Annotated in this window: 28 protein-coding genes and 1 tRNA gene; 19 read left to right on the top strand and 10 right to left on the bottom strand. The window is 70.8% G+C overall.

The features are described from left to right. The first annotated feature begins 80 nt into the window (after positions 1–80). From KUM49_RS07450 to KUM49_RS07430, 6 genes are all read left to right on the top strand, one after another. Positions 81–1565: an FG-GAP-like repeat-containing protein gene (locus KUM49_RS07450; RefSeq protein ID WP_217235919.1), complete on the top strand. Its 1485-nt coding sequence runs from the start codon at positions 81–83 to the stop codon at positions 1563–1565. A gap of 25 nt (positions 1566–1590) precedes the next feature. Further along, positions 1591–2184: an HhH-GPD-type base excision DNA repair protein gene (locus tag KUM49_RS07445; RefSeq protein WP_217235918.1), complete on the top strand. Its 594-nt coding sequence runs from the start codon at positions 1591–1593 to the stop codon at positions 2182–2184. 102 nt (positions 2185–2286) lie between these two features. Continuing rightward, on the top strand, positions 2287–2631 hold the full coding sequence (locus KUM49_RS07440; RefSeq protein WP_308406561.1) for a hypothetical protein: 345 nt from the start codon (positions 2287–2289) through the stop codon (positions 2629–2631). 70 nt (positions 2632–2701) lie between these two features. Continuing rightward, on the top strand, positions 2702–2833 hold the full coding sequence (locus KUM49_RS49740; RefSeq protein WP_302185407.1) for a hypothetical protein: 132 nt from the start codon (positions 2702–2704) through the stop codon (positions 2831–2833). A 323-nt stretch (positions 2834–3156) separates the two neighbouring features. Then, positions 3157–3453 carry a type II toxin-antitoxin system VapB family antitoxin gene (locus tag KUM49_RS07435; protein ID WP_003999914.1) on the top strand — a complete coding sequence of 99 codons (297 nt, stop codon included), beginning with the start codon at positions 3157–3159 and terminating at the stop codon, positions 3451–3453. Between the two features lie 99 nt (positions 3454–3552). Then, on the top strand, positions 3553–4197 hold the full coding sequence (locus KUM49_RS07430; protein ID WP_254400875.1) for a LytR C-terminal domain-containing protein: 645 nt from the start codon (positions 3553–3555) through the stop codon (positions 4195–4197). Between the two features lie 58 nt (positions 4198–4255). Here the strand turns inward: KUM49_RS07430 and upp are convergent, their stop codons facing one another. Beyond that, positions 4256–4891, bottom strand: a complete 636-nt coding sequence (upp, locus tag KUM49_RS07425) for a uracil phosphoribosyltransferase (RefSeq protein ID WP_217235917.1) — start codon at positions 4889–4891, stop codon at positions 4256–4258. A gap of 108 nt (positions 4892–4999) precedes the next feature. Between upp and KUM49_RS07420 the strand changes: the two genes are divergently transcribed. The 8 genes from KUM49_RS07420 (at position 5000) to KUM49_RS07385 (ending at position 9604) form a co-directional block, all read left to right on the top strand. Then, positions 5000–5185: a hypothetical protein gene (locus KUM49_RS07420; protein WP_217235916.1), complete on the top strand. Its 186-nt coding sequence runs from the start codon at positions 5000–5002 to the stop codon at positions 5183–5185. A 451-nt stretch (positions 5186–5636) separates the two neighbouring features. After that, a complete protein-coding gene (locus KUM49_RS07415) occupies positions 5637–6167 on the top strand; it encodes a hypothetical protein (RefSeq protein ID WP_217236011.1) in 531 nt (176 codons plus the stop codon). A gap of 56 nt (positions 6168–6223) precedes the next feature. Next, entirely contained in the window at positions 6224–6655 is a 432-nt protein-coding gene (gene tadA / locus KUM49_RS07410) for a tRNA adenosine(34) deaminase TadA (protein WP_254400873.1), read from the top strand. A gap of 62 nt (positions 6656–6717) precedes the next feature. Further along, a tRNA-Ser gene (locus tag KUM49_RS07405) sits at positions 6718–6802 on the top strand. A gap of 89 nt (positions 6803–6891) precedes the next feature. After that, positions 6892–7068 (top strand): hypothetical protein, encoded by a 177-nt coding sequence (locus KUM49_RS07400; protein ID WP_217235915.1) that lies wholly within the window; start codon positions 6892–6894, stop codon positions 7066–7068. An 11-nt stretch (positions 7069–7079) separates the two neighbouring features. Then, positions 7080–7373: a Dabb family protein gene (locus tag KUM49_RS07395; RefSeq protein ID WP_217235914.1), complete on the top strand. Its 294-nt coding sequence runs from the start codon at positions 7080–7082 to the stop codon at positions 7371–7373. Positions 7374–7554: 181 nt separating this feature from the next. Beyond that, positions 7555–8433: an RNA polymerase sigma factor SigF gene (locus KUM49_RS07390; RefSeq protein ID WP_217235913.1), complete on the top strand. Its 879-nt coding sequence runs from the start codon at positions 7555–7557 to the stop codon at positions 8431–8433. Between the two features lie 289 nt (positions 8434–8722). Then, complete coding sequence (locus tag KUM49_RS07385) at positions 8723–9604, top strand: RNA polymerase sigma factor SigF (protein ID WP_217235912.1); 882 nt, start codon at positions 8723–8725, stop codon at positions 9602–9604. A gap of 660 nt (positions 9605–10264) precedes the next feature. Here KUM49_RS07385 and KUM49_RS07380 read toward each other — a convergent pair. Continuing rightward, positions 10265–10468 carry a hypothetical protein gene (locus KUM49_RS07380; protein ID WP_217235911.1) on the bottom strand — a complete coding sequence of 68 codons (204 nt, stop codon included), beginning with the start codon at positions 10466–10468 and terminating at the stop codon, positions 10265–10267. A 197-nt stretch (positions 10469–10665) separates the two neighbouring features. On the opposite strand from KUM49_RS07380, the gene KUM49_RS07375 reads away from it, so the two are divergent. The 3 genes from KUM49_RS07375 (at position 10666) to KUM49_RS07365 (ending at position 14654) form a co-directional block, all read left to right on the top strand. Further along, positions 10666–11217 carry a MarR family winged helix-turn-helix transcriptional regulator gene (locus KUM49_RS07375; RefSeq protein ID WP_217235910.1) on the top strand — a complete coding sequence of 184 codons (552 nt, stop codon included), beginning with the start codon at positions 10666–10668 and terminating at the stop codon, positions 11215–11217. 13 nt (positions 11218–11230) lie between these two features. Further along, a complete protein-coding gene (locus KUM49_RS07370) occupies positions 11231–13747 on the top strand; it encodes an MFS transporter (protein WP_217235909.1) in 2517 nt (838 codons plus the stop codon). A gap of 85 nt (positions 13748–13832) precedes the next feature. Beyond that, the gene (locus KUM49_RS07365; RefSeq protein ID WP_217235908.1) at positions 13833–14654 is read left to right on the top strand and encodes a YceI family protein; all 822 of its coding nucleotides are present in this window, start codon (positions 13833–13835) and stop codon (positions 14652–14654) included. Here the strand turns inward: KUM49_RS07365 and KUM49_RS07360 are convergent. After that, entirely contained in the window at positions 14651–15346 is a 696-nt protein-coding gene (locus KUM49_RS07360) for a GAF and ANTAR domain-containing protein (protein ID WP_217235907.1), read from the bottom strand. The two genes, KUM49_RS07365 and KUM49_RS07360, sit on opposite strands and share 4 nt — an antisense overlap. A gap of 53 nt (positions 15347–15399) precedes the next feature. Next, entirely contained in the window at positions 15400–16080 is a 681-nt protein-coding gene (locus KUM49_RS07355; RefSeq protein WP_217235906.1) for an ANTAR domain-containing protein, read from the bottom strand. 264 nt (positions 16081–16344) lie between these two features. Here KUM49_RS07355 and KUM49_RS07350 point away from each other — a divergent pair, with 264 nt between their 5' ends. Continuing rightward, on the top strand, positions 16345–16707 hold the full coding sequence (locus KUM49_RS07350; RefSeq protein ID WP_217235905.1) for an STAS domain-containing protein: 363 nt from the start codon (positions 16345–16347) through the stop codon (positions 16705–16707). A 35-nt stretch (positions 16708–16742) separates the two neighbouring features. After that, positions 16743–17213 carry a PPOX class F420-dependent oxidoreductase gene (locus KUM49_RS07345; RefSeq protein ID WP_217235904.1) on the top strand — a complete coding sequence of 157 codons (471 nt, stop codon included), beginning with the start codon at positions 16743–16745 and terminating at the stop codon, positions 17211–17213. Between the two features lie 30 nt (positions 17214–17243). On the opposite strand, the gene KUM49_RS07340 is transcribed toward KUM49_RS07345, so the two are convergent. The 6 genes from KUM49_RS07340 to KUM49_RS07315 all read right to left on the bottom strand — a co-directional run bounded on the left by KUM49_RS07340 (position 17244) and on the right by KUM49_RS07315 (position 25856). Further along, a complete protein-coding gene (locus KUM49_RS07340; RefSeq protein ID WP_217235903.1) occupies positions 17244–18002 on the bottom strand; it encodes a TetR/AcrR family transcriptional regulator in 759 nt (252 codons plus the stop codon). Positions 18003–18124: 122 nt separating this feature from the next. Then, positions 18125–19624: an MFS transporter gene (locus tag KUM49_RS07335; protein ID WP_217235902.1), complete on the bottom strand. Its 1500-nt coding sequence runs from the start codon at positions 19622–19624 to the stop codon at positions 18125–18127. A 121-nt stretch (positions 19625–19745) separates the two neighbouring features. Further along, entirely contained in the window at positions 19746–21953 is a 2208-nt protein-coding gene (locus KUM49_RS07330) for a glycosyltransferase family 39 protein (protein ID WP_217235901.1), read from the bottom strand. Next, entirely contained in the window at positions 21953–23500 is a 1548-nt protein-coding gene (locus tag KUM49_RS07325; protein WP_217235900.1) for a bifunctional glycosyltransferase family 2/GtrA family protein, read from the bottom strand. The genes KUM49_RS07330 and KUM49_RS07325 overlap by 1 nt, the downstream gene beginning before the upstream one ends. A 14-nt stretch (positions 23501–23514) precedes the next feature. Beyond that, entirely contained in the window at positions 23515–25119 is a 1605-nt protein-coding gene (locus KUM49_RS07320) for a HAMP domain-containing sensor histidine kinase (protein WP_217235899.1), read from the bottom strand. After that, positions 25116–25856: a response regulator transcription factor gene (locus KUM49_RS07315; RefSeq protein WP_217235898.1), complete on the bottom strand. Its 741-nt coding sequence runs from the start codon at positions 25854–25856 to the stop codon at positions 25116–25118. The genes KUM49_RS07320 and KUM49_RS07315 overlap by 4 nt, the downstream gene beginning before the upstream one ends. Between the last annotated feature and the right edge of the window lie 139 nt (positions 25857–25995).

Genomic DNA, 25995 nt, shown 5'->3' with positions numbered 1-25995 from the left:
GGTATCAGGGGCGCGTACAACCCTTTGTGTGATCCGTGGGTCGTGTGCAGCATCTGTTGCCGCACGACCCAGGAGCCCCGTTGCGCAGAGCAGTCTTGGCGACCGCCGTTCTCACGGCCGTCGCCGGCGTCACGCTCACCCCGATGACGTCGTCCGCCGCCGCCCCCTACAAGGGCGCCAACACCGCCGCCGTCCAGGACGACTTCAACGGCGACGGCTACCGCGACCTCGCCGTGGGAGCGCCGAACGCGGCCAACGGCACCGTGGAGGAGGCCGGCTCGGTCGTCGTGCTGTACGGGTCGAAGTCCTCGGTCGGCGCCACGCGCCGGACGGTCGTCACCCAGGCGACGGCGGGAGTCCCCGGCGAGCCGGAGAAGTGGGACCAGTTCGGGACCACGGTGGCCAGTGCCGACCTGGACCGGGACGGCTATGCCGATCTGCTCGTCGGCACGCCCCGCGAGGACGTCGGCGGCATCGAGGCCCGCGGTTCCGTGACCGTCGTGTGGGGCGGACCGACCGGGCTGAAGGGCGGCGCGAACATCGCCCCGCCCGCCGGGTTCGGGGACGGCAGGACGTACTGCCGTTTCGGCATGTCCCTGGCCACCGGCGACATGAACGGAGACGGCGCTCCCGAGGCCGGCATCGGCTCGGGCTGCTCGGCCTCCTCCTACACCGGCCCCTTCACCCGCACCGGCGGCTCCGCCTCCCGTTATCTCGAGTGGCGGGTCAACGCCCGGGGCGTGGTGATGGGCGACGTCAACGGCGACGGCCGGGCGGAGCGCTTCTACCTGGCCGGTCCCACCGACGGCGACATCCGCGGCCCGGTGGACGTCGACAGCGGGGCCCCCGACGCCGAGAACTCCCGCGAGACCTGGCCCGTCGAGCTCCCCTACGCCGACGGCCACGCGGGCCGCATCGGCGACCTCAACGGCGACGGCTACGGCGACCTGGTCACCGGCATCGCGGGCGACCAGTCCCACTTCAACGCGCCCGGCGCCGCCCGCAAGGGCGGTGAGATCCAGGTCCTGTACGGCAGCGCCCAAGGCATCACCGCCACGCAGAAGCCGAAGGTCTTCCACCAGGACACCGCGGGCGTCCCCGGCACCGCGGAGTGGGGCGACTGGTTCGGCCAGTCGCTGAGCCTCGGCGACGTGAACGCCGACGGCTACACGGACGTCCTGGTCGGCTCGCCCGAGGAGGCCGTCGGCACCCGCGCCTCGGCGGGCGCGGCCGTCCTGCTGCGCGGCTCCGCCACCGGCCTGACCACCGCCAAGGCGGCGGGCTACACCCAGGACACGGCGGACATCCCCGGCGCCGCCGAGACCGGCGACTGGTTCGGCGCCACCGTCCACCTCGCCGACCTCAACCAGGACGGCAAGGCCGAGGCCGTGGTCGGCGCTCCCGCCGAGAACAGCGACGGCTGCCTGTGGATCGCCCGCGGCTCGGCCGCCGGCCCCGTCCTGAAGGGCTCGGCCAACCTCTGCGGCAAGAGCGCCGGCATCACCGTGCGCGGGGTGAAGGGGTACTTCGGCGCGGCGCTGACCAGCCCTCACGTGGAGAACTGAGGGACACGGAGGCATGATCGGGGTCATGGACGTCACTCTTCACCTCGCCCAGGACCCCGAGGCCGACGAGCTTCTCGGGCGCTCCCCGCTCGCCGCGCTGGTCGGGATGCTGCTGGACCAGCAGGTTCCGATGGAGTGGGCGTTCAAGGGGCCCCGCACGATTGCGGGCCGGCTCGGCGCCGACGACCTGGACGCGCACGAGATCGCCGCACAGGACCCGGATGCCTTCGCCGCGCTCCTGTCGGAGAAGCCGGCCGTGCACCGCTACCCGGGATCGATGGCCAAGCGGATCCAGCAGCTGTGCCAGTACCTCGTCGAGCACTACGACGGGAACGCCGAGCTCGTCTGGAAGGGCGTGAGCGACGGACGGGAACTGCTGCGCCGCCTTCAGGAGCTGCCCGGCTTCGGCAAGCAGAAGGCCCAGATCTTCCTCGCCCTGCTCGGCAAGCAGCTCGGCGTGCGGCCCGAGGGCTGGCGCGAGGCCGCGGGCGCCTACGGCGAGCCGAAGTCCTTCCGTTCCGTCGCCGACATCACCGGGCCCCAGTCGCTGACCAAGGTCCGCGCGCACAAGCAGGAGATGAAGGCGGCGGCGAAGGCCGCGAAGGCTGCCGGCAAGTAGCCGCCGTCCGGGTGACCCGGCCGGCCCGGAATGTAGGCCGAGCGGGCGGTTTTCACCGCCGGTGGGATGAACCACGTAGGCCGCACGGGGAGATGACTTCCCGTGAGCACCGCCGCACCGCAAGCCTCCGGCCCCGCCCGTCGGCGTGCCTGGCTGCGGGTGCTCGTCCTGCTGCTCGCCCTGTCCATACCGGGCGCGCACGCGGGCGCACAGGCGGTTCCCGTCTCCCCGGTGGCCGCCGAGGCCGGCTCGGCGGTCTTCGAGTACGACGTCCTGGACACCGTGCTGCGTCCGGTGTCCCGGGGCGCCGGACGTCTCCTCGCGCCGCCGCGGCCCGCGCCCTTCCCGGCCGGGCCGCCCGCCGCCCCGGCCGCCCGGCCCCTGCCCGTACAGCCGCGCCCCCCGGCCGCGCTGCACGCCCTGCGCTCAGTGGTCCTGCGCTGCTGACAGAACCGGCTCCCGCCCTCCGGTCCGTCAGCACGACGCAAGGAACCCAGAGAACGCGAGGAACACCGACATGACGAACGACCCGTACGCGGTCCTGCGCGCCCTCCTGCGCGCCGAGGCGGCACGCAACGCACCGAAAGAGCAGGTTCCGCAGGTGAAGGAACCGAAGCCGCAGCGGCCCCCGGAGGAACCGGGCCGCTGACCCGTCGGCGGAGGCGGACCTACCGCCTCCGCCGTGTCGCACCGAAGGCGGAAAGTGATCTCCCGGCCACTCCGGGTGCCGAGCAGGGCGCCCCGGTCGAGAGCGGGGCGGGAGAGGCCCACCCGGAGGTGATCTTCAGGGGCCTCCTCGGGGAGGGCCGGGGGCACCCCCCGGAGCTCCGGAAACGGCGGCCTGCCGAATCGTTTCGCTGTCACTCATCTCGGACCCTAGTTACCTTTTGCCTCGTTTTACGGCGTCTTTTCCGGCCCTACACTCCGCCGCCAAGGCTGCGCCCGGAAGCTCTTGCCCGGTAGGCTTTCCGTGTGATCTTCAAGCGCATCGGAAACGGCCGGCCGTACCCCGACCACGGCCGGGAAAGCACCCGGCAGTGGGCGGACGTCGCGCCGCGCCCGGTCCGCCTCGATCAGCTCGTGACGACCAAGGGCCAGCTCGACCTGGAAACCCTGCTCGCCGAGGACTCCACGTTCTACGGCGACCTCTTCGCGCACGTCGTGAAGTGGCAGGGCGACCTGTATCTGGAGGACGGCCTCCACCGAGCGGTCCGCGCGGCCCTCCAGCAACGCCAGGTGCTGCACGCGCGCGTGCTCGAACTCGACTGAGACGCCTGCCCGTGACGGGTTGGCCCTTTCGGGTTCTCCTGCACCACGTCCAATGATCATCTAGTAGGAATCGTCGCCCGAGCGCACTACGCTGCGCCCATGAGCATGCTGACTCCCCCCGGCATGGGCGGCCAGTACCGGATCACGGGAGACAAGTACCCCCGCATGCGCGGGCACAGGCGGCGCGGCAGGCTCGTCCTCGGGCTGGTGGCCTCCGCCGCCGCGCTCGGGCTGACCGGATGGGGGACCCTGCAGCTCATCGACGTCTTCACCGGCGGGGGCAAGAAGGCCGAGGCGGTCGGCCCCAAGGCGGGCTGCGGCACCCGGGCGACCCCGTCGGCCTCCCCGTCCGCCGCCGCCACGGTCAAGCCCGCCCAGATCACGGTCAACGTGTTCAACGCGACCCCCCGCAGCGGCCTCGCCAAGAAGGCCGCGGACGAGCTGAAGAAGCGCGGCTTCAAGATCGGGGACGTGGGCAACGCGACGAAGGAGTTCGACAAGAAGGTCAAGGGCACCGGGCTGCTGCTCGGCCCCGCGTCCTCCCTGAACACCTCGCTGCCCGTCCTCGCCACCCAGCTCTCCACGGCCGAGCGCCGCACGGACGCCGCCCGCAAGGGCACCGAGCTCGACCTGATCATCGGGACCGGCTACAAGAGCCTGAACAGCAAGGCGGACGCCGACAAGGCGCTGGCCGCACTGGCCGCGCCCCAGCCGACGTCCACTTCCTCGAAGCAGAACTGCTGAGCCTCGCACGAAGGCCCTCCTCGCACGAGGGCCCTCGTGCGAGGGCTTGTGCCGAGGCCTACTCGGCCGCCCCGTACATCCGGTCCCCCGCGTCGCCCAGGCCCGGCACGATGTAGCCGTGCTCGTTCAGGCGCTCGTCGACCGAGGCGGTCACGACCGTGACCGGGGTGCCCGCGAGCTCGCGCTCCATGAGCTCGACGCCTTCGGGGGCGGCGAGGAGCACCACGGCGGTGACGTCGTCCGCACCGCGCTTGATCAGCTCCCGGATCGCCGCGACCAGGGTGCCGCCGGTGGCGAGCATCGGGTCGAGGACGTACACCTGGCGGCCGGAGAGGTCCTCCGGCATACGCGTGGCGTACGTGGACGCCTGCAGCGTCTCCTCGTCGCGGATCATGCCCATGAAGCCCACCTCGGCGGTCGGCAGCAGCCGGACCATGCCCTCCAGCATGCCGAGGCCGGCCCGCAGGATCGGCACCACCAGAGGGCGCGGGTAGGAGAGCTTGACGCCCGTGGTCGAGGCCACCGGCGTCGTGATGTCGACCTGCTCGGTGCGCACGTCACGCGTGGCCTCGTAGGCGAGCAGGGTGACCAGCTCGTCGGCGAGACGGCGGAAGGTCGCGGAGTCGGTGCGCTGGTCGCGCAACGCGGTGAGCTTGTGAGCGACCAGAGGGTGGTCGACGACGTGGAGGCGCATGGCGCTAACAGTAACCGGGGACCAGTGCCGCGCTCCGATAGGCCTTGCGCTGGCATCAAACCGCCCGGCAGAGGGAAAGTGGGAGGGACGTACCAGGGTGGTGTGCCTATGCCTGACCGCTATATCCGAGAGGACGCGTCGGCCCCGAGGACCGACGCCGAGCGCCGTCGGCGCCGTGCCCAGTTCCTGCGCGACCTGGCCGAGGCCCGCGAACTGCGCGACCGCGTCCAGCCACGCCGGGCCAAGACGGCCCGCCTGCGGCACGCGATGCGCATGCGGACGTTCCGTTGGTGAGAGCCCGCCAGGGCCTGTCCGGCGGATCATGCCGCAGACGCGGGGCCTGGCACGCCGATCTGCGTCGATGAGGCGCCGCGGATGTCCTGCGACTTGATCCGCCGGCAGGCCCTAGCAGCCGGGACGGGAGCCGAGACACGCCGACGGGCCCTTCGAGTTGGCAGACCGCGGAGCCGTCGCGCGTTGTCCGGGTGGCCATGCGTGGGCGCCTGGGAAAGCCGCGTACGATCCGCTGTTGGCGGCAACGAGTGCGCTGGTGAGACCTCGACGGGCCCTCCGCTGCCACGGGATCGGCGGCAGCCGGACACACAGGGAGCCGAAGACGTCCCCCTGAGCGGCATGTTTCTGCCACGATGCCGAGTGGGTGGGGCTCGGAGCACAGCTCTCCCGCCCACAGCCTCCGCCGGGGGGACCCCCAACCGGCACGCCTATGACCAGTGGGAGAGTCACGGTGTACTTCGCCGCACTGCTCGCGCGCACCGAAGACGGGTGGGAAGCGAGCGACACGGAGCTCGACGATGTGGAGACCCTGTCGGATCTGGCCGACCTGGCCCGGGAGGCCTCTCCCGACGAGGACACGGTGCTCGTACTGATCGAGCAGGAGGACGCCTGGTTCGGCGTCGTCCGCCTCGACGGTGAGGAGGATCCGCGTATCTACGTCTCGGACGCAGCCGCCGCCGCCCGCAGTTCGTACGGCGAGATCCTGCTCACCGACGAACTGCTCGGCAGGGATCCCGACGACGACGAGCCCGACCTGGACGCCCTCGATCTCGACGGCACCGAGGACGGTGAGGACGAGGAGGACGGTGACGCCGAGGACGGCGGCTCCGGCGAGCTCGTGCCGCACGGCCCGGTCGGCGACATCCGCATCCTGGACGACCTCGGCGTCGGCGAGAAGGAGCTGAAGTCGCTGTCGCGGGACGCGGTCACCGAGATCGCCGAGGCCCTGGGCGCCTCGGAGGTCCTGGAGGCCGTCCGCTGACCCCACCGACCGCGGGAACCACACCGGACCCGGTACGCGACGCCTGGCGGGCCGCGATGCGGCTCGCCCTGGAAGAGGCCGGGCGGGCCGGCCGGGGCGGTGACGTCCCCGTCGGCGCCGTGGTGCTGGCCGGCGACGGCGAAACCGTCCTGGCAGCCGGGCACAACGAACGCGAGGCCACCGGCGACCCGACCGCGCACGCGGAGGTTTTGGCGATCCGCCGGGCGGCCGCCCGGCTCGGTGGGTGGCGGCTGGCCGACTGCACGCTCGTCGTGACGCTGGAGCCCTGCACGATGTGTGCGGGCGCGATCGTGCAGTCCCGCGTGGACCGGGTGGTCTACGGGGCCCGCGACGAGAAGGCGGGTGCGGCCGGCTCCCTCTGGGACGTCGTCCGCGACCGCCGGCTCAACCACCGTCCCGAGGTGATCGAGGGTGTGCTCGCCGGGGAGTGCGCCCGTCTGCTGACCGACTTCTTCCGCTCCCGCTGACGCCCGGTACCGGCCGAATACCGATTTCAAACCATGCCCCACCGTGCTGTAAGGTCTCCCTCGGTAGCGTGTCCGAGCGGCCGAAGGAGCTCGCCTCGAAAGCGAGTGTGGCGCAAGTCACCGAGGGTTCAAATCCCTCCGCTACCGCAGAAGAAGGGCCCCGTCGAAAGACGGGGCCCTTCGTGCGATCATGTGCGCTCGTTGGGGTCAACACCGGAGAAAACAGGGAGGCCGCGATGGCGGTGAACGCGAAGAAGATCGCCGTCTACGTTGCCGTGGTCTTCGTGCTCTACGTGATCATCACGGACCCGGCCAAGGCCGCCGACTACGTCCAGATAGCCTTCGAGGGCATATCGGACGCAGCCAGGTCCATCGGCGACTTCTTCACGTGGCTCGCCGACGGCGCCAAGTAGGAGAAGCGCACATGATCCGCCATCTGGTCCTCTTCAAGCTCAACGAGGGCGTCGAGCGCGACGACCCGCGAGTCGTGCGGGGCTTCGAGGCCTTCCGGGCGCTCGACGGCACCATCCCCGAGATCCGCTCCTGGGAGCTCGGCTGGAACCTCAGCGACCGGCCCATCGCCTACGACTTCGCCATCAACTCCGGCTTCGACGACCTGCCCGCCCTGCGCCGGTACGTCGAGCACCCCGACCACCAGGCCGGCGTGGCCCTGTGGCAGGAGTTCGCCACCTGGGTGATCGCGGACTACGCGTACTGACCTCTCGCACCTCCGGCACCCCTCGCATTCCTCACCTCCTGAGCAGCCCTCCGCCGGTACGGCGGAGGGCTCTTTCGTGTCGTCCGCCCCAACTCTCACCTCAACACGGCGTTATGCGGTGCTTGCACACAGTGCACATGTCTTGTGATGCTATGACCGCTTTTGATGGATGAGTTGACCGATGAAGACCGATGAAGAGGTGGCGTTGACCGTGTCGGCCAGTACTGCGCCGCCCCAGGAAGTCGTCGAGGTCGCCGAAGCCGCGCCGGCCGCAGCGCCGGCCACACCCCAACGCAGCCGCGGTGCGGACACCCGGGCACTCACGCAGGTGCTCTTCGGCCAGCTCAAAGGGCTGGCGCCGGGCACGCCGGAGCACAGCCGCGTGCGCGGGGCGCTCATCGAGGCCAACCTCCCGCTCGTGCGCTACGCGGCCGCCCGCTTCCGCTCCCGCAACGAGCCGATGGAGGACGTCATCCAGGTCGGCACCATCGGCCTCATCAACGCCATCGACCGCTTCGACCCGGACCGGGGCGTGCAGTTCCCGACGTTCGCGATGCCGACCGTCGTCGGCGAGATCAAGCGGTACTTCCGCGACAACGTCCGTACGGTCCACGTCCCGCGCCGGCTCCACGAGCTGTGGGTGCAGGTCAACAGCGCGACCGAGGACCTGACCACCGCCTTCGGGCGCACCCCGACGACCTCCGAGATCGCCGAGCGGCTGCGCATCACCGAGGAGGAGGTGCTGTCCTGCATCGAGGCCGGACGGTCGTACCACGCCACCTCGCTGGAGGCCGCCCAGGAGGGCGACGGACTGCCGGGACTGCTGGACCGGCTCGGCTACGAGGACCCCGCCCTGGACGGCGTGGAGCACCGGGATCTCGTACGGCACCTGCTGGTGCAATTGCCGGAGCGGGAACAGCGCATTCTTCTGCTGCGCTACTACAGCAATCTCACCCAGTCGCAGATCAGCGCGGAACTCGGCGTCTCCCAGATGCACGTCTCGCGGCTACTCGCGCGTAGCTTCCAGCGACTGCGTTCCGCGAACCGGATCGACGCGTAGGCGGAAGTCCGGTCGGCTCGTAACCGAATAGGGGATCGAGTCGTCACCGGCAGGACTGAATCGCTCACCAGCGCGGATCCCGGCATTTCTGTGCCGAAATACCGTCAGACCCCCTGTAGGCAGGGCGTATTCGCGTCTCGCATGTCGACATGTCACTACAGCGTGTTGCCGACATGTGACATTCTGCCGGAAGCGCGTTTGCCGTGGCCTCGGCTCCGGTATTCAGGTGAAGGCTGACGTTCCTCGACGGAGCGTTCGCCGTACCGTCCCGCGACCCAAAGGGGGTGGCATGTCCGCAGACCAGGGCAGCTCGAAGGTGCTCACGCTCACAAAGAGCGAGCCCGCGCCCGCACTCGACGACGTAACGGCCGTCGAGGCCGCGCCGGCCCCGGCCCTCCCGACCTCGGGAGCTCTCGACACCCGCACCCTGTCCCGCTCCCTCTTCCTGCGGCTTGCCGCACTCGACGAGAACAGCCCCGAGCGCGCGTACGTACGGGACACCCTCATCGAGCTCAACCTCCCGCTGGTGCGCTACGCGGCCGCCCGCTTCCGCTCCCGCAACGAGCCGATGGAGGACATCGTCCAGGTCGGCACGATCGGCCTGATCAAGGCGATCGACCGCTTCGACTGCGAACGCGGCGTGGAGTTCCCGACGTTCGCGATGCCGACGGTCGTCGGTGAGATCAAGCGGTTCTTCCGGGACACGTCCTGGTCGGTCCGCGTCCCGCGGCGCCTCCAGGAGCTGCGGCTCGCCCTCACCAAGGCCAGCGACGAGCTCGCCCAGAAGCTGGACCGCTCCCCGACCGTCACCGAACTCGCCGTGGTCCTGGGCGTGTCCGAGGAGGACGTCGTCGACGGCCTCGCGGTCGGCAACGCCTACACCGCCTCCTCGCTCGACTCCCCGGCCCCCGAGGACGACGGCGGCGAGGGCTCCCTCGCGGACCGCCTCGGCTACGAGGACACGGCGCTGGAGGGCGTGGAGTACCGGGAGTCGCTGAAGCCGCTGCTGGCCAAGCTGCCGCCGCGCGAGCGCCAGATCATCATGCTGCGCTTCTTCGCCAACATGACCCAGTCGCAGATCGGCGAGGAGGTCGGCATCTCCCAGATGCACGTCTCCCGGCTGCTGACCCGGACACTGGCGCAGCTGCGGGAGGGGCTCATCTCCGACTGAGTCTCGGGGCCCGGTCTCGGGGCCCGGTCTCGGGGCCCGGTCTCGGGGCTGAGCCTCAGGGTTACAGGCCCGGGGCTGGTCTCGGGGCCCGGTCTCGGGGCTGAGCCTCAGGGTTACAGGCCCGGGGCTGGTCTCGGGGCCGGGGCTGCGCCTCGGGGTTCGATCCCTGAGGGCCTGGTCTCGGGGCTGAGCCTCAGGGTTCCGTCCCTGGCTGAGGCCCGGGCTGTGGGAGCCCTCGCCAGGGGTCTCCTGTTCGACGGGGCGTCGGCCACCATTCCGAGATGCTTCGAGCGACCCGTTCCGGACGGACAATTTGGCCGTCGGTGCGCCCTGACCGGCGCGTCGGCGGCCGTCGTCGTGCTGGGCGACGCGTCGGCCGCCGCGTGCGGGGCGGTGGTGGCGGTCGCGTCGCCACGGGGCGGCGTGCGGTGGTCCGCCCCGGGTCTCCGGTACGGCGCCGGCGCCGACGCCGACCGGCAGGTGACGCCGGTGCCGGCCGGCGGTTCAGCGGCGACGCGGGCAATCCGTATGCCCCGGAGGCCATTCCGGAGGGCAGCCCGGAACCCGCCCCGATCGGCGCCGGTGCGCGCACTCCGCCGCCCGAAGGCACCAAGCCCCGTCGTACGACGGCGAGTCCGCCACGGAGGTGACTCCTGGGTGTTACTTGAGCGCCAGCCAGGCCACCGCCGCAACGATCGCCACCGCGGCGACGATGCCGATGATCAGGCCGAGGCGGGGACCGCCGGAGGAAGAGGGAGCCGCCTGCCGCTGCCGGCCCTGAGGGGCCTCGTCGACGAACGCGCGGAACATCTGGGTGCTGCCGGCGGGGTCGTGGTTGCCCTGGGGGCCCTGCGTGTTAGCCATGCCCCGAGACCCTAGCGAATCCAAGGGTGTGGCCCAAGCGGGGGCTCCGGGTCCGCACCACATTCCCTCAGCTGTGCGTTTACGGTCGCAATACTTGCCTTTGCCAACTTTTTGACCGCGGCCCCCCGCTCCTTATTTGCCTGTAACAACCAACCGGTTCTATGGTTGCCCTAAGCAACGAACACGGGAGGTGTGTGATGGCCGAGCAGGCGCAGTACGAGGAGCTGATCCGTCAGTTCAGTGCCTTCGGCGCCGTGCGCCGGGAGCTGGGACGGATCATGCCGCCCGACTGCCCGAGCGGTTCCGCCGCCGTGCTCACGCTGCTCGGCCGCCACGGGGACATGCGCATGAGCAAGCTCGCGGAACTGCTCGCCGTGGACATGTCGGTGACCAGCAGGCATGTGGCCCATGTGGCCGAGCGCGGCTGGATCGACCGCTCCCCCGACCCGGCGGACAAGCGCTCCCGCATCCTGCGCCTCACGCCCGCGGGCCAGGCCCGGCTGGCCGAGATGTCCCGGCTGACCTGCCGGATCCTCGCCGAGCGGCTGAGCGACTGGAGCGACGACGAGGTGGCCCAGCTGACCGTGCTGATGGCACGGCTCCGGGCGAGCTTCGACGACTGCCGTGTCTCCCACACACCGCATGCCTCGCATGCCACGCACGCCCCGCTCCCCTCCGACGTGGAGCCCCGGCCGCCCACCGCTCCCGTGGCCGAGCAGTCCCCCCGTACACCCGCGATCACCAAGTAAGAGAAGGAAGTCCATGGCAACGACCACACCGGCCGGTGTGCGGGCCCACGCCAAGCACGGGGGAGGCTCCCCGGACGGCGTCCAGATGACGCACCGGCAGATCATGGAAGCGCTCTCCGGGTTGCTGCTCGGAATGTTCGTGGCGATCCTGTCGTCCACGATCGTCACCAACGCCCTCCCCGAGATCATCGGCGACCTCGGCGGCGGCCAGTCCGCCTACACCTGGGTCGTCACCGCCGCGCTGCTGTCCATGACGGCGGCCACGCCTCTGTGGGGCAAGCTCTCCGACCTGTTCAGCAAGAAGGCTCTCGTCCAGATAGCCCTCGTCATCTACGTGCTCGGATCGGCCGCCGCGGGTCTGTCGCAGAACCCCGGCATGCTGATCGCGTGCCGCGTGGTGCAGGGCATCGGCGTCGGCGGTCTGTCCGCCCTCGCGCAGATCGTGATGGCCGCGATGATCTCCCCGCGTGAGCGTGGGCGCTACTCCGGCTACCTCGGCGCGACCTTCGCCATCGCCACCGTCGGCGGTCCGCTGCTCGGCGGTGTCATCACCGACACCAGCTGGCTCGGCTGGCGCTGGTGCTTCTACGTCGGTGTGCCGTTCGCGGTCATCGCGCTGATCGTGCTGCAGAAGACCCTGCACCTGCCCGTCGTGAAGCGGGACGTGAAGGTCGACTGGGGCGGCGCGTTCTTCATCTCCGCCGCTGTCTCGCTGCTGCTGCTCTGGGTCACCTTCGCCGGTGACAAGTTCGACTGGGTGTCGTGGCAGACGTACGCGATGGTCGGCGGCTCGGTCGTGCTCGGCCTGCTGTTCGTGCTCGTCGAGTCCAAGGCGAGCGAGCCGATCATCCCGCTGCGGCTGTTCCGCAACCGCACCATCACCCTGTCCTCCATCGCCTCGCTCTTCGTGGGCGTCGCGATGTTCACCGGCACGGTCTTCTTCAGCCAGTACTTCCAGCTGGCCCGCGACAAGTCGCCGACGATGTCCGGCGTCATGACCATCCCGATGATCGGCGGTCTGTTCGTCTCGTCGACGGTCTCCGGGCAGGTCATCACCAAGACCGGCCGCTGGAAGGCCTGGCTGCTGGCCGGCGGTGTGCTCGTGACCGCGGGGCTGGGCCTGCTCGGCACGATCCGCTACGACACCGAGTACTGGCACATCGCGATCTTCATGGCGCTCCTGGGCCTCGGCATCGGCATGATGATGCAGAACCTGGTGCTGTGCACGCAGAACCAGGTGGACCCGGCCGACCTGGGCGCGGCCAGCTCCACGGTGACGTTCTTCCGGTCCCTCGGCGGTGCGGTCGGCGTCTCGGCGCTGGGCGCCGTCATGGCCAACCGGATCACCGACTACGCCAAGGACGGCCTCAGCACGCTCGACCCCAAGTACGCGTCCGCCGCCGCCGGTTCGAGCACCGGCAGCAGCATCCCGGACATGGACAGTCTGCCCGGTCCGCTGCGCACCGTGATGGAGAGCGCGTACGGCCACGGCATCGCGGACGTCTTCCTGATCGCCGCGCCGCTCGCGCTGGTCGCCTTCCTGGTCACGCTGTTCATCAAGGAGGTCCCGCTGCGGACCTCGGGCGGGCTGGCGCAGGCCGCGGCGGCGAAGGCTCCGGCCGCCGGTGCCGAGGGCGCCGACGTCGCTCCGGCCGCCGAGAAGGTCCCGAGCCCGGCCGTCGCCGAGACGAGCACCGAAGCCGGTCCGCAGGGCACGCAGAGGCTCGCGGCCGTCGCCACCGTCGAGAGGGGGACCGCACCGGTGTCAGGTGGAATTCCGGTCCGCGGCCATGTCCGCGGTGCCGAGAGCGCGCCCGTCCCGCAGGCCGCCGTCACGCTGATCTCGCTGGCGGGACGGCAGCTGGGCCGGTCCGTCGCACAGGCCGACGGTTCCTACGGCGTGGACGCGCCGGGTGCCGGGTCGTACGTCCTGATCGCCTCCGCCGACGGGTTCCAGCCGCAGGCGTCCACCGTGGTCGTGGGGGACGAGCCGGTGTCGTACGACATCCTGCTCAGCGGCACCAGCGGGCTCAGCGGTGTCGTGCGGGCCGCGCAGAGCGCGCTGCCCGTCAAGGACGCCATGGTGATCGTGACGGACGTGCGCGGTGACCTGCTGGCCACCGCCGCCACCGGCGAGCAGGGCGAGTTCGCCTTCACCGAGCTGATTCCGGGGACGGTGACCGTCGCGGTGAACGCCGCCGGCCACCGGCCGCGGGCCCTGCCCGTCGAGATCGGCGGCACCGGGGTCACCCGGATCGAGATCGACCTCGATGCCGGAGCGCAGCTCCAGGGTGTCGTACGGGCGCCGCACGGTCCGCTGGCGGACGCGCGGGTCACGCTCGTGGACGCGGCGGGCAACGTGGTCGGGACGTCCACCACCGGGACGGACGGGGCGTACGCCTTCGCCGACCTGGACGGCGGCGACTACACCGTCATCGCGACGGGGTACCCGCCGGTGGCGACCGCCCTGACCGTCGACGGCCGCGGGGTCGACGACCACGACATCGAACTCGCCCACCCCGGCGAGTAGTTCAGCCCCGGCCCGTGGCGCTGTGCGCACTCCGAGCGGAGGTGCGCACCCCCACGGGCCGGTCTCATTCGAGGAGTTACGTGAGATGGGACTGACCGCGAAGATCCGTACGCGGGACGGATGGGCCGTGTCGCACGCGGTCGTCACGGTGACCGACATGGCCGGCTCGCAGGTGCTGCGCGCCGAGGCCGACGGGGACGGGGCCGTGCGGGACGCGAGCGAGCTCGCGCCGGGGGCGTACACCGTGATCGTCACGGCGGTCGGATACGCGCCCGCCGCGGCGAGCGCCCTCGTCACCGCGAGCGGGCGGGCCGAGGTCGGCACGGTGACGCTGGCCCGGCAGGGCGGCACCGAACTGCCGCCGCCGGGACCGTGGACCGTCGATCCGGCGCACTCCAGTGTGGCCGCGGTGGCCCAGCACCTGGGAATCTCCAGCGTGCGCGGACGGTTCACCGACTTCGCTGCCTCCATCGAGGTCGCCCCCGACGACGTGAGCAAGTCCCGCGTCGAGGCGGTCATCCGGGCCGCGTCCATCGACACCGGCAACGGCATGCGGGACACCCACCTGAGGTCCGCGGACTTTCTCGACGTCGAGCGCTTCCCGGAGATCACCTACCGGTCGACGGGGCTGACGGCGGCCGGTTCCGACCGCTGGACCGTCCACGGTGAACTGGGGTTGCACGGAGTCGTACGACCGGTGGACCTGGATCTGGCCTACCTCGGCACGGGTTCGGACCCATGGGGCGGCACCCGGGCGGCGTTCCGGGCGACGGCCCAACTGCGGCGCGAGGACTTCGCCATGGACTACAACCAGGTCGTCCAGGCGGGCATCGCCGCCATCGGTACCACCCTGAAGGTGGAGCTGGACATCCAGGCGGTGCAGGGCGAGTCGCTCCCGCAGGCCTAACGTCGATTGCCGCCGCCGCTCGCTCGTGTCACCAGGTCGGTGCACAGGTCGCGGAGTTTGACGTTGTGGTCCTGCGAGACCCGGCGCAGGCGTTGCAGGGCGTTGTGGGCGTCGATGCGTTCCTGGGCCATGAGGATGCCGATCGCCTGGTCGATGACGCTGCGGGAGAGCAGCGCGGTGCGCACGTCGGCGGCGGACTCCCGGCGGCGCTCGACCCGCAGGGCGACGTTGACCGCGTCGCCCACCCGGGCGGCGAAGGCGCGGGCCGCGTCCCGGCCCCCGCCCAGCGCGCCGGTCTCCACGCCGTAGAGGTTGAGGGCGGCGCCTCTTTCGCCCTCGACGTCGATCGGCAGCGCCAGCACGCAGCGCACGCCGACCGAGAGGGCGTACGACGTGTAGGTGGGCCAGCGGGTCTCCGTCTCCAGGTCGGAGGCGTACTGCTCGGCCTGGGTCTCGGCGGCCTCCACGCACGGCCCCGACCCGTTCTCGTACTGGCGCTGGTCGAGGCCGCTCGGCATGCCGCGGCTGCCTGCCAGCGTCAGCAGGCGGTCGGCGCGGCGCACCGTGATACTGCACGCGGCGGCGCCTGGCACCGCCTCGACGGCACGGTCGGTCAGATCCCGCAGCAGCGTGTCGAGGCCGCTGCTGCGCACGATGGCCATCTCCAGCGTGTCGGGCGTGTCAGGACTCATGACCGTACGGATATCCCGTCAACGGCCGTTAACGCCTTGGCGCACCCCGCCGGTCATGTGGGGTTGTTCGCATCGACGATGCGGCGGGCGAGGTCGCGCAGCTTGACGTTCTCCCGCTGCGAGGCCTTGACCAGGGACTCGAAGGCCTCGGCCGCGTCCATGTCCATGCGTTCCATGAGAATCCCGGTGGCCTGTCCGATGAGGTCCCGGGTGCGCATGGCCTCCGTCAGCTGCTCGCGCACGGTCGCGGAGTCGAGGGCGAGGCTGACGTGCGCGGTGAAGAGGCGTCCGACGCGGGTGGCGGCCTCGTCGAAGGCGCGCGGCTTGCGGGCGTAGGCCGTGAGCACGGTGAGGCGGCGGCGGTCGGCGCGCAGCCGCAGCGACAACGCCGAGCGCAGGCCCAGCTCCGCGAGGACGCTCCCGCCGTCATCGGCCTCGCTGTCCTCCACCCGTACGACGGGCGCCGTCCACAGGCCTTCCCAGTACGGGTCCTGCTCGCGCTCCGGGTGCCCGGACTCGGCCGTGCGCACGACCTCGTCGGTCCAGGCGACCGTACGGCGGTGCCGACTGCTCTCGATGACGGAGATGCCCGCGTGGTCGGCGCCGGGCACGATGTGCACGGCCAGCCGGACCGCGGCCCGCATGGTGCTGTGCGGGGTGACCGTGTCGTGCAGTTGCTGAGCCGCCACCGTCAGGGCTTCCGCCAGCTCGAAACCGGCAGGGAAACCGGGCAAATCAGGAAACTCGGACGCAGCCACCACGAACCTCTTCGGCGTGCACGGCCAATGGCCGTGCGCAGGAGAGCTCCGCAGCACATTCCCGACTGCGAGCACAGGACGGACAGCACTTTATCTGCTTGGTTGCGTCCAGGTGACGTCCGGCCGACGGAGGGCCAGGAGCACTTTCGGACGCAGTCGTCGGCGTGGTGGAATGGGGGGCGACAGGTCAGGAAGTGGCCTCCCCGGAATACGGACGAACGTCTGCCAGGTGAGAGTGCCATGACCTTCATCCCGAATCCGTGCGAGCTGCGTGATCTGCGAGATCTGCCCGGCTGCACCGTGATCGCCCTGCCCCCGGAGATCGACTTCTGCAACGCCCCGGGCCTGTACGCCCGCATCCTGTCCGCCGTCGACGCCCGCGCCGGCCGGCTGCGCCTGCTGGTCCTCGACCTCACCGGGACCCACTTCATGGACTCCCAGGGCGTACGACTCGTCAACGACATACGCCACCGCCTCCCGCCGCGGGCGCTGGTACGGGTGGTGGCGATGCCCGGCGGGGTGGCCGGCCGCGTCCTGGAGCTGACCGGGGCGCGGCGGGACGTCCCCGTGTACGACAACCTCGCCGAGGCGCTGGAGTCGTAGACCGGCGTGGTGGACCGGCGTCCTAGGCTGAGCCCATGGCACCGAACATCGCGACCAATACCGCCGTCTCACTGGACGAGTTGCTGGACTTCGTACGTCCCCGGCACCACGCCATCCTGCTCACCCGCCGGTCCGACGGCAGCCCTCAGGGGTCGCCGCTGACCTGCGGGGTCGACGACTCGGGGCGAATCGTCGTCTCGACCTATCCCGAGCGCGCCAAGACCCGCAACGCCAGGCGGGACCCCCGGGTCAGCCTCATCGTGCTGAGCGACGACTGGGACGGGCCGTGGGTGCAGATCGACGGCACGGCCGAGGTCATCGACACACCCGACTCCGTCGAGCCGCTCGTGGAGTACTACAGGAACATCGCCGGTGAGCACCCGGACTGGGACGAGTACCGGGCGGCCATGCTGAAGCAGGGCAAGTCGATCATCCGGGTCGAACCGGAGCGGTGGGGGCCGGTCGCCACCGGCGGTTTCCCGGCCCGGTTGGCCTCGGACGACTGACCCCGGGCCACGGGCCACGGGCCACGGGAGCTAAGCCCTCGCCACCATCGCCTCGATTCCCGCCACCAGCAGGTCCAGGGCGAACTCGAAGTCCCGCTCCAGCATCTCCTCGACGGTGTCGCCGCCGCGGGCCTCCATGATCTCCGTGGACTCCTGGATGACCTCGGTGGCGCCCGGGAACTCCGTCACCTCGTTCATGGCGGTCCGGAAGTACTCGTCCGGGGTCATGCCGGTGTCCGTCACACGGCTGTAGAAGTGGCCCTCGAGTGTGCCGTAGCCGTAGACGAACTGGAAGACGGCCGAGATGGCCCCGGTCAGCCGGTGCACGGGCAGGCCGGTCTTGCGGATGACCTGCTGGACGACCCGGGAGAAGGCCAGGTAGTTGGGGCCGATGTTGAGGAAGCGTCCGGCCAGGGGCGACAGCCAGGGGTGGCGGACCAGCATGGCCCGGTACCCCTGGGCAAGCGTGCGCAACTGGCCGCGCCAGTCCTCGTCGGCCGCCGGGTCGGGCAGCTCCAGCTCCCCCATGACCGCGTCCATGGCGAGTTCGAGGAGGTCGTCCTTGGTGTCGACGTACCAGTAGACGGACATCGCTGTGACGTTCAGCTCGGCGGCCAGCCGGCGCATGGAGAACCTGGCCAGCCCCTCCGCGTCCAACAGCCGCACGGAGACCTCGGTGATCCGGTCGCGGTCCAGCCCCGACGGCTGCCCACCCCCGCGCCCGCCCCGGCGCGCCTTGCCCTCCAGCCAGACGCTGGTCCGCGCCGCAGACCGGACCGTCTTCGCCATGGCGCACCTTCCTAGACTTACTCACTGCCGGTCATGCTAAGCGCCCCTCCAGGGGCGCGCGGAACCGCGCGACCAGCCACGCACAACCCGCGGTCGCACGCCGGGCTCACCCACCCGGGCTCCTAGGCGGAGTCTGCCCGCTCCGCCCGACGCAACAACGCGGCGGCGACCAGACCGCCGAGCAACACAGCCACGGCCCCCACCAACTGACTGCTCTCCAGCCCGGAGGCGAACGCATCCGTGATGCGCGCCCTCTCCTCGGCCGACCCCGCTTCGGCCAACGCCGCCGGCAACGAGGAAGCAGCCACCGGAATCAGCGCCGCGAACCGCGAGTTCAGCACAGCCCCGAGCACCGCCACCCCCAGACCCTGCCCGAACTCCGCCACCGTGCCGTTGATCCCCGCGCCGACCCCGGCCTTCTCCGGCGGGATCGCACTCATGATCGCGTGGGACATCGCCGGGCTGGCGACCGCGGCCCCCGCGCCGATGAGCAGCAGCCCCAGCAGCGTGCCGGCGTAACCCCCGGAGGAGATCGTGGCGATCGAGAGGAGGCCGGCCGCCATCACCGTCATGCCCAGCCCGATGGACAGGGGGGTCCCGAGCCGGGTCGCCCACTTCGCCGACACCCCGGTGAAGTTCAGCGCCACGATCATCAAGGCGAGCGGGGCCGTACGCAGGCCCGCCTCCAGGGGGCCGTAACCGAGCACGAACTGCATGTGCTGGGTGAGCAGGAAGAGCGATCCGCCCATCCCGAAGGTGATCAGTACCGCGCCGGCGACCGCTCCCGTGAAGCGGCGGTTCCTGAAGAAGTGCATGTCGAGCATGGGGTAGGGGATCCGGCTCTCCCAGTACCCGAAGGCGGCCAGCACGACGACGGCGACGGCCGCCGGAGCCATGACCCGGCCGGAGGTCCAGCCGTGCTCCGGCCCGGAGATGATCGCGAACACCAGGGAGGCCATGCCGATCGTGGACAGCAGGGCGCCGAGCAGGTCGGGCCGGTCGCCCTGCGGGTTCTTCGACTCGGGGACGAGTGCGACGACCGCCACCAGGCCCAGTGCGGCGACCGGCAGGTTGATCAGGAAGATCGCTCCCCACCAGAAGTGGTTCAGCATGAAGCCGCCGATGAGCGGTCCGGTCGCGAAGCCCAGCGAGTTCACCGCGGCCCAGATGCCGATCGCCTTCGGCTGCTCCTCGGGGGCGAAGATCTGCATCGCCACGGCGAGAGTGGTGGTCATCAGCAGCGCGCCGCCGATGCCCATGCCGGCCCGCGCCGCGATCAACTGGGCGGTGGAGTCCGCCAGTCCGGCCACCAACGAGCCCGCGCCGAACAGGACCAGTCCCGCGATCAGCATCTTCTTGCGGCCGTAGCGGTCGGCGGCGCTGCCCGCGGTGAGCAGCAGGCCGGACTGCACCAGCGAGTAGGCGTTGATCATCCACTGGATGTCGGAGGTGCCCGCGCCCAGTTCCCGGGTGAGGGAGGGGATCGCCACGTTCAGGACGGTGTTGTCGAGCAGCACGGTGAGCTGTGCGAGGCAGATGACACCGAGGATCAGCCAGCGCTGGGGGTGGCCGCCCGTCTGTTGAGTCTGCGCAGGAGTCTGTTCCTGGGGGGACGTCGTCATGCTGTACACCGTAGAACAGTTCCCATACGGCGTACAACGAAGATATGAGGAAGGGCGGTGGCCGCGGCCATCGCCCTTCCTCGTCGTTCCGGCCCGAAGGCCTTCTGCTTACGCCTTGTGCTTACGCCTTCTGCGTCAGGTCGTAGAAGGTGGCCGAACCGACCGTCACCTTCTCGAAGTTGGTTTCGATCCAGGTGGTGATCTGCGAGGACGTGCCGTCGCTGCTGCCACCCATGCCGCCGCCGGTGCCGGACGAGACGAAGTAGTGGATCCTGCCGTCCTCCACGTACTGCTTGAACTGGGCCAGCGTCGGTGACGGGTCGGTGCCGTTGAAGCCGCCGATCGCCATCACCGGTTCGCCGGTGGCGAGTTGGTAGCTCGCGGCGTTCTGGGCGCCGATGGCCGCCGCGGCCCAGGTGTACTGGTCGGCGTCGGTCTCCAGCAGCTTCTTGGCCTCGTCGGTGACGGTGGCGCCGTTGAGCAGACCGCCCACGCCTCCGCCGCCGCCCATGCCGCCACCGTCACCGGCCTGACCACCGCCGGGGACGCCGTTGCCCTGCTGGTTCCGGCCGGGCATGCCCCCGCCGGGGAAGGTACCGGTACCGCCGGGCGTGCCGCCCTGCGTGGTGCCGTTGCCGTTCTGCTGGTTCTGGCCGCCACCCGGGACGCCACCGCCGCCGGGACCGCCGCCCCGGCCGCCCATCATGCTCGCGCCCGCCGGACCGGCCGTCGGGATGGAGCCGGTGTGCGCGGAGTTCACCGTGCTCAGCGTGTACGCCGCCGGGCCGGCCAGCGAGGCCACGATGCCCAGCGCCACGGCGGCGAGGGCGAGCTGCCGGCCGAGCCTGGCCACGAAGATCAGGCCGAGGGCGGCGGCCAGGCCGCCGGTCAGCACCAGCCACTTCAGCCAGGGCAGGTAGTCCGGGGTGCGGTTGAGCAGGACGTAACCCCAGGCGGAGCTCGCCACGACCGTGGCCGCGAGGGTGAGCGACGCCCACATCTCGCCCCGCTTCTCCCACAGGGTCGCCGAGCCCATGCCGATCACGGCCGCGATGTAGGGGGCGAGGGCGATCGTGTAGTACTGGTGGAAGATGCCCGCCATGTAGCTGAAGACCACCATGGTGATCAGCAGCGAGCCACCCCACACCAGGAACGAACTCCGGGTCACCGACGTCCGGTCGAGCATGGGGGTCCCCCCGCTCGAGCGAAGTCGAGAGTGGGGGAGGGTGGCCACCAGACCGGCGACGAGCAGGATCAGCGCGGCGGGCAGCAGCCAGGAGATCTGGGCGCCGATCTCGGAGTTGAACATCCGGTCCCAGCCGGTCTCGCCCCACTGTCCGGTGCCGCCCGCGCCACCGCCGCCGACGCTGCCGGTCTCCTCGCCGTTGATGCGGCCGAGGCCGTTGTAGCCGAAGGTCAGCTCCAGGAAACTGTTGTTCTGCGAGCCGCCGATGTACGGACGCGACGACGCCGGCCACAGCTCGACGATCGCCACCCACCAGCCGCCGGCCACGACCATCGCACCGGTCGCGAGACCGAGCTGCGCGAAGCGCTTCTTCAGATTCACCGGCGCGCAGACCGCGTAGACGATCGCGAGCGACGGCAGGATGACGAAGGCCTGCAGGGTCTTGGCGAGGAACGCGAAGCCGATCGCGACACCGGCCCACACCAGCCACTTCGTACGGCCGTCCTCCAGGGCGCGGATCACGAGGTAGCAGGCCAGTGCCATCAGCAGCGCCAGCATCGCGTCCGGGTTGTTGAACCGGAACATCAGTGCCGCGACCGGAGTGAGCGCGAGCACGGCGCCCGCGATCAGACCGGCCCCGGGGCTGAACCGGCGGCGCACGGACGCGTAGACGACCGCGACGGTGCCGACGCCCATGAGGACTTCCGGAGTGAGGATCGCCCACGAGTTGGGGCCGAAGATCCTGACCGAGATCTCCATCGGCCACAGGAAGGCCGAGGGCTTGTCGACGGTGATGGCGTTGCTCGCGTCCAGCGAGCCGAAGAACATCGCCTTCCAGGACTTGCTGCCCGCCTGGACGGCCGCCGAGTAGAAGGAGTTGGAGTAACCGGACGCGCTCAGGTTGTAGAGGTAGAGCGCGGCGGTCGCGAGCAGCAGGCCGAGGAACGCGGGTCGCGCCCAGCGCGGGTCCTCGGGCCGCCCCCGCCACAGTCTGCGGACGAAGGGCTGCCGGGGTTCGCCGGATTGGGGTGCCGACGGAGCCGGGGTGGTCACCGGCTCCTGAACGGCCGTGTCCGTAGCGGCTGTCGGCGGCTCACACGCCGAGGGGCCCTGGGGGATCGGATGGTCGGTGTGGGTGGTCATCAGGCGTCCTTCGGGTCGGTGCCGGTCGGGCGCACCGGCTGGAGCCACGCGGTCGCGTCCCTGCTGGTGCGGTCCGCGGCTTCACCGGCGCGGAACGGGGTGGTGTCGAACCGGCTGGTGCCGGACTGGCTGGAGCCGAACTGGTCGCTGTCGTACGGCGATCGGGGCGCCGTGGCGTACTGGGGGGCCTGCGTAGGCGCCTGGGCCGCCGGGCGCTGCGGCAGCGGCGGGTACGGCTGCTGGTGGGCTCCGGGTGCCGTGAAGGAGGCCGGGGCGGACGGCGTGTGCGCGGCCACGACCGTCGACTCGCGCCTGTCCGGGAACACCCAGGCACGGAAGAGCAGGAAGCGCAGCACCGTCGCGGCCAGGTTGGCGGCGATGAGCACCGCGAGTTCGGTGGAGTGCGCGGGGTCGGAGGACGCCGCGTTCAGGGCGGCGAGGGAGCCACTGGTCAGCGCGAGGCCGATGCCGAAGACGACCAGGCCCTGTGCCTGGTGCCGGACGGCGCCGCCGCTGCCGCGCACCCCGAAGGTCAGCCGGCGGTTGGCCGCCGTGTTGGCGACCGCCGAGACCAGCAGGGCGAGCGCGTTGGCGGTCTGCGAGCCGCCGAACTGCCGGAAGGCGCTGTAGAGCACCAGGTAGAAGAGCGTCGACAGACCGCCGACGACACAGAAGCCGACCAGCTGGCGGGCCAGGCCCTTCGGCACGTCCTGGATGTCGCGGTCGCGCGGGTCGTCGCCGAACGGCCGGGTGATCCGGTCCAGTGGCAGCGAGCCGGTGGCCAGAGCCCTGCCCACGCGCCATACCCCCTTGAGGTCATCGGTCGCGGTCTTCACGATGTGGACCGTCGAATCCGGGTCGTCGACCCAGTCGACGGGTACCTCGTGGATCCGCAGCCCGGCCCGCTCGGCGATCACCAGCATCTCGGTGTCGAAGAACCAGCCGCTGTCCTCCACGAGAGGCAGCAGCACCTGGGCGACGTCCCGGCGGATGGCCTTGAAGCCGCACTGCGCGTCCGAGAAGCGGGCCTGGAGGGAGCCGCGCAGGATGAGGTTGTAGGAGCGGCTGATGAACTCCCGCTTGGCACCGCGCACCACCCGCGAGCTACGCGCCAGCCGGGAGCCGATCGCGAGGTCCGAGTGGCCGGAGATCAGCGGTGCCACCAGCGGCAGCAGCGCGTTGAGGTCGGTGGACAGGTCCACGTCCATGTAGGCGAGGACCGGGGCGTCCGAGGAGGACCAGACGGTCCGCAGCGCCCGGCCGCGGCCCTTCTGCTCCAGCCGGAAGGCCCGCACCTCCGGGAGCTCCGCCTCCAGCCGCGCGGACACCCGCGGGGTGGTGTCCGTCGACGCGTTGTCCGCGATCGTGATGCGGAACGCGTAGGGGAACGTGCGCTTGAGGTGCTCGTGCAGTCTCAGCACACACGGCTGGAGGTCCTTCTCCTCGTTGTAGACGGGGATCACTACGTCCAGGACAGGCGTTCCGGCGTCTGTGGCCGGGAGGTGCTCCCGCGCCGGCAGAGTGCCGGGAGAAGAGTCGGTTCGCATGCCAACGACTCTGGTCAGGCCCCCTGTTGCACCCATATGGCAGCGCTGTGCTGTGCCTGTGAGTGCGATTGCCAGTTCGTTTCGGGTGCCGGGTGGGGCACCACCGGGCCCAGCGCGGGCAGGTGCACGGTGAACACGGTGCGCCCGGGAACGCTGTCGACGGTCACCGCGCCGTCGTGCGCGGCCGCGACGGCCTGCACGATGGCAAGTCCCAGTCCGGTGGACCCGGAGACACGGGAACGCGAGGAGTCGCCGCGCGCGAACCGTTCGAAGACCCGCGGGAGCAGATCGGGCGGGATGCCCTGGCCGTCGTCCTCCACGTCCACGCACAGCCACGGCCCGCGCCGCTGCACGCGCGCGGTGACGGTCGTACCCGGCGGGGTGTGCTTGCCGGCATTGGCCAGCAGGTTGACGAACACCTGCTGCAACCGGGCCGCGTCCGCCGACACCAGTGCCGGCTCGTCGGGCAGGTCGAGGCGCCAGATGTGCTCCGGCCCGGCCGCGCGCGCGTCGCTGATGGTGTCCACGACGAGCGGTACGAGATCGGTCTGCTCGAACTGGAGAGGCCGCCCGGCATCCAGGCGGGCGAGCAGCAGCAGGTCCTCGACGAGGAACGTCATCCGGCCCGCCTCGGACTCGATACGGCCCAGGGCGTGCCGGGTGTCCGGCCCGACCTGCTCTCTGCCGCGCCGGGTCAGCTCGGCGTACCCGCGAATGGAGGCCAGAGGTGTCCTGAGCTCATGGCTGGCGTCCGCGACGAACTGCCGTACCCGCATCTCGCTCTGCTGGCGGGCGTGCAGCGCCCCGTGGACGTGGTTCAGCATCCGGTTCAGAGCGGCCCCGACCTGCCCGACCTCGGTGTGCGGGTCGGTCTCCGACTCGGGCACACGCTCGCTGAGGTTCACCTCGCCGGTGTGCAGCGGGAGTTCGGAGACGCGGGTGGCGGTGGCGGCGACCTTGCGGAGCGGGCGGGTGGCTACGCCGACGAGGACGTAGCCGGCGATGCCGGCGGCGACGAGGCCGGCGGCGGTGACGCTCAGCTCGACGAGGATCAGCGTGTTGATGGTGCTGTCGGTTTCGGCGGTGGGGATGGCGACGTAGTAGGTGCCGTTGGGGCCGTCCGCGTACTTGACGCGGTAGCCGCCGAGCCCGGGGATCTCCACCGTGTGTGCGCTGTCGTCCTTCGGGACGGAGTCGAACACCTTCAGCTGAGCCGCGCTGAGCTCCACGGCACCCATCTGCTGGAAGTCGTCCTTCTTGCCGACCCTGCCTTCGGTGACGGAGCCGTTCTCGATCTCCACCGCGACGTTGCCGTCCAGCTGCGGACCGTTCTCGACGAGCTGGTCGAGGGTCTTCTTGGGCGGCGGCTGCGCGTTCGGGGCGCCGCCGTCCTTGGCGCCGGAAGGCTTGAAGTCACCCGACGCCCGCGTCGCGTTCTCGCTCACCTGGCCGTCCAGCTGCTCGTACAGATGCGACCGCAGCGCCAGCGTGGTCACCGTGCCGATCACCGCGCAGACCACGGCGATCAGCACCACCGATGCGACGACGAGCCGGCTCCGCAGGGTGCGCGGCTTGCCCGCCGGCTTCTTCTGCGTACGCGGCCGTCGTCGCCCGCTCATGACGCCGCGGGCTTGATCAGGTAACCGGCACCACGCCGGGTGTGGATCATCGGCTCACGGCCCGCGTCGATCTTCCGCCGCAGGTAGGAGATGTACAGCTCGACCACGTTGGCCTGGCCGCCGAAGTCGTACGACCACACCCGGTCCAGGATCTGCGCCTTGCTCAGCACCCGGCGCGGGTTGCGCATCAGGAAGCGCAGCAGCTCGAACTCGGTCGCGGTGAGGTGGATGCCCTGCCCGGCCCGCGACACCTCGTGACTGTCCTCGTCGAGGGCGAGGTCACCGACGACCAGCACGGAGTCGGACCGCCGGTCGGCCGCACCCGAGCGCCGGATGAGGCCCCGCAGCCGCGCCACGACCTCCTCGAGGCTGAACGGCTTGGTGACGTAGTCGTCGCCACCGGCGGTGAGCCCCGCGATACGGTCCTCGACCGCGTCCTTCGCGGTCAGGAAGAGCACCGGCACCTCCGGCAGGTCGCGCCGCAGCCGCCCCAGAACGGTCAGCCCGTCCATGTCGGGAAGCATCATGTCCAGGACGACGGCGTCGGGCCGGAAGTCACGGGCGGCCTGGATCGCTCCGGTGCCGTCACCGGCACTCCGGATCTGCCATCCCTCATAGCGAAGGGCCATGGACAGCAGCTCGGTGATCGACAACTCGTCGTCCACCACAAGCACTCGGACGGGGCTCCCGTCCGGCCTCAGCAGTTCGGTGCGCCCCTGGGGCGAGGTCGTGGTCATGCCGGACACGATGTCGGGGGCCTCTGAGAGCACGCTTTCGGGAATCTGTGATTTTCCTGAGAAACGCACAGGAGGCTCTCAGGCAACCCCTGGGAACCCCACCCAGACGTCCGATACTCAGGCGCCCGGCTCTCCGACG

This window comes from Streptomyces sp. AC555_RSS877, assembly GCF_019049245.1.
Lineage (GTDB): Bacteria > Actinomycetota > Actinomycetes > Streptomycetales > Streptomycetaceae > Streptomyces.
This window is presented reverse-complemented; position numbering and strand designations above follow the sequence as displayed.

Excerpts from the sequence above, each read along its gene's own strand:
- KUM49_RS07445 (WP_217235918.1), top strand. The coding sequence starts at position 1,591 with ATGGACGTCACTCTTCACCTCGCCCAGGACCCCGAGGCCGACGAGCTT.
- KUM49_RS49740 (WP_302185407.1), top strand. The coding sequence starts at position 2,702 with ATGACGAACGACCCGTACGCGGTCCTGCGCGCCCTCCTGCGCGCCGAG.
- KUM49_RS07430 (WP_254400875.1), top strand. The coding sequence starts at position 3,553 with ATGAGCATGCTGACTCCCCCCGGCATGGGCGGCCAGTACCGGATCACG.
- upp (WP_217235917.1), bottom strand. The coding sequence starts at position 4,891 with ATGCGCCTCCACGTCGTCGACCACCCTCTGGTCGCTCACAAGCTCACC.
- KUM49_RS07420 (WP_217235916.1), top strand. The coding sequence starts at position 5,000 with ATGCCTGACCGCTATATCCGAGAGGACGCGTCGGCCCCGAGGACCGAC.
- tadA (WP_254400873.1), top strand. The coding sequence starts at position 6,224 with ATGCGGCTCGCCCTGGAAGAGGCCGGGCGGGCCGGCCGGGGCGGTGAC.
- KUM49_RS07400 (WP_217235915.1), top strand. The coding sequence starts at position 6,892 with ATGGCGGTGAACGCGAAGAAGATCGCCGTCTACGTTGCCGTGGTCTTC.
- KUM49_RS07395 (WP_217235914.1), top strand. The coding sequence starts at position 7,080 with ATGATCCGCCATCTGGTCCTCTTCAAGCTCAACGAGGGCGTCGAGCGC.
- KUM49_RS07390 (WP_217235913.1), top strand. The coding sequence starts at position 7,555 with ATGAAGACCGATGAAGAGGTGGCGTTGACCGTGTCGGCCAGTACTGCG.
- KUM49_RS07385 (WP_217235912.1), top strand. The coding sequence starts at position 8,723 with ATGTCCGCAGACCAGGGCAGCTCGAAGGTGCTCACGCTCACAAAGAGC.
- KUM49_RS07380 (WP_217235911.1), bottom strand. The coding sequence starts at position 10,468 with ATGGCTAACACGCAGGGCCCCCAGGGCAACCACGACCCCGCCGGCAGC.
- KUM49_RS07375 (WP_217235910.1), top strand. The coding sequence starts at position 10,666 with ATGGCCGAGCAGGCGCAGTACGAGGAGCTGATCCGTCAGTTCAGTGCC.
- KUM49_RS07370 (WP_217235909.1), top strand. The coding sequence starts at position 11,231 with ATGGCAACGACCACACCGGCCGGTGTGCGGGCCCACGCCAAGCACGGG.
- KUM49_RS07365 (WP_217235908.1), top strand. The coding sequence starts at position 13,833 with ATGGGACTGACCGCGAAGATCCGTACGCGGGACGGATGGGCCGTGTCG.
- KUM49_RS07360 (WP_217235907.1), bottom strand. The coding sequence starts at position 15,346 with ATGAGTCCTGACACGCCCGACACGCTGGAGATGGCCATCGTGCGCAGC.
- KUM49_RS07350 (WP_217235905.1), top strand. The coding sequence starts at position 16,345 with ATGACCTTCATCCCGAATCCGTGCGAGCTGCGTGATCTGCGAGATCTG.
- KUM49_RS07345 (WP_217235904.1), top strand. The coding sequence starts at position 16,743 with ATGGCACCGAACATCGCGACCAATACCGCCGTCTCACTGGACGAGTTG.
- KUM49_RS07340 (WP_217235903.1), bottom strand. The coding sequence starts at position 18,002 with ATGGCGAAGACGGTCCGGTCTGCGGCGCGGACCAGCGTCTGGCTGGAG.
- KUM49_RS07335 (WP_217235902.1), bottom strand. The coding sequence starts at position 19,624 with ATGACGACGTCCCCCCAGGAACAGACTCCTGCGCAGACTCAACAGACG.
- KUM49_RS07330 (WP_217235901.1), bottom strand. The coding sequence starts at position 21,953 with ATGACCACCCACACCGACCATCCGATCCCCCAGGGCCCCTCGGCGTGT.
- KUM49_RS07325 (WP_217235900.1), bottom strand. The coding sequence starts at position 23,500 with ATGCGAACCGACTCTTCTCCCGGCACTCTGCCGGCGCGGGAGCACCTC.
- KUM49_RS07320 (WP_217235899.1), bottom strand. The coding sequence starts at position 25,119 with ATGAGCGGGCGACGACGGCCGCGTACGCAGAAGAAGCCGGCGGGCAAG.
- KUM49_RS07315 (WP_217235898.1), bottom strand. The coding sequence starts at position 25,856 with ATGACCACGACCTCGCCCCAGGGGCGCACCGAACTGCTGAGGCCGGAC.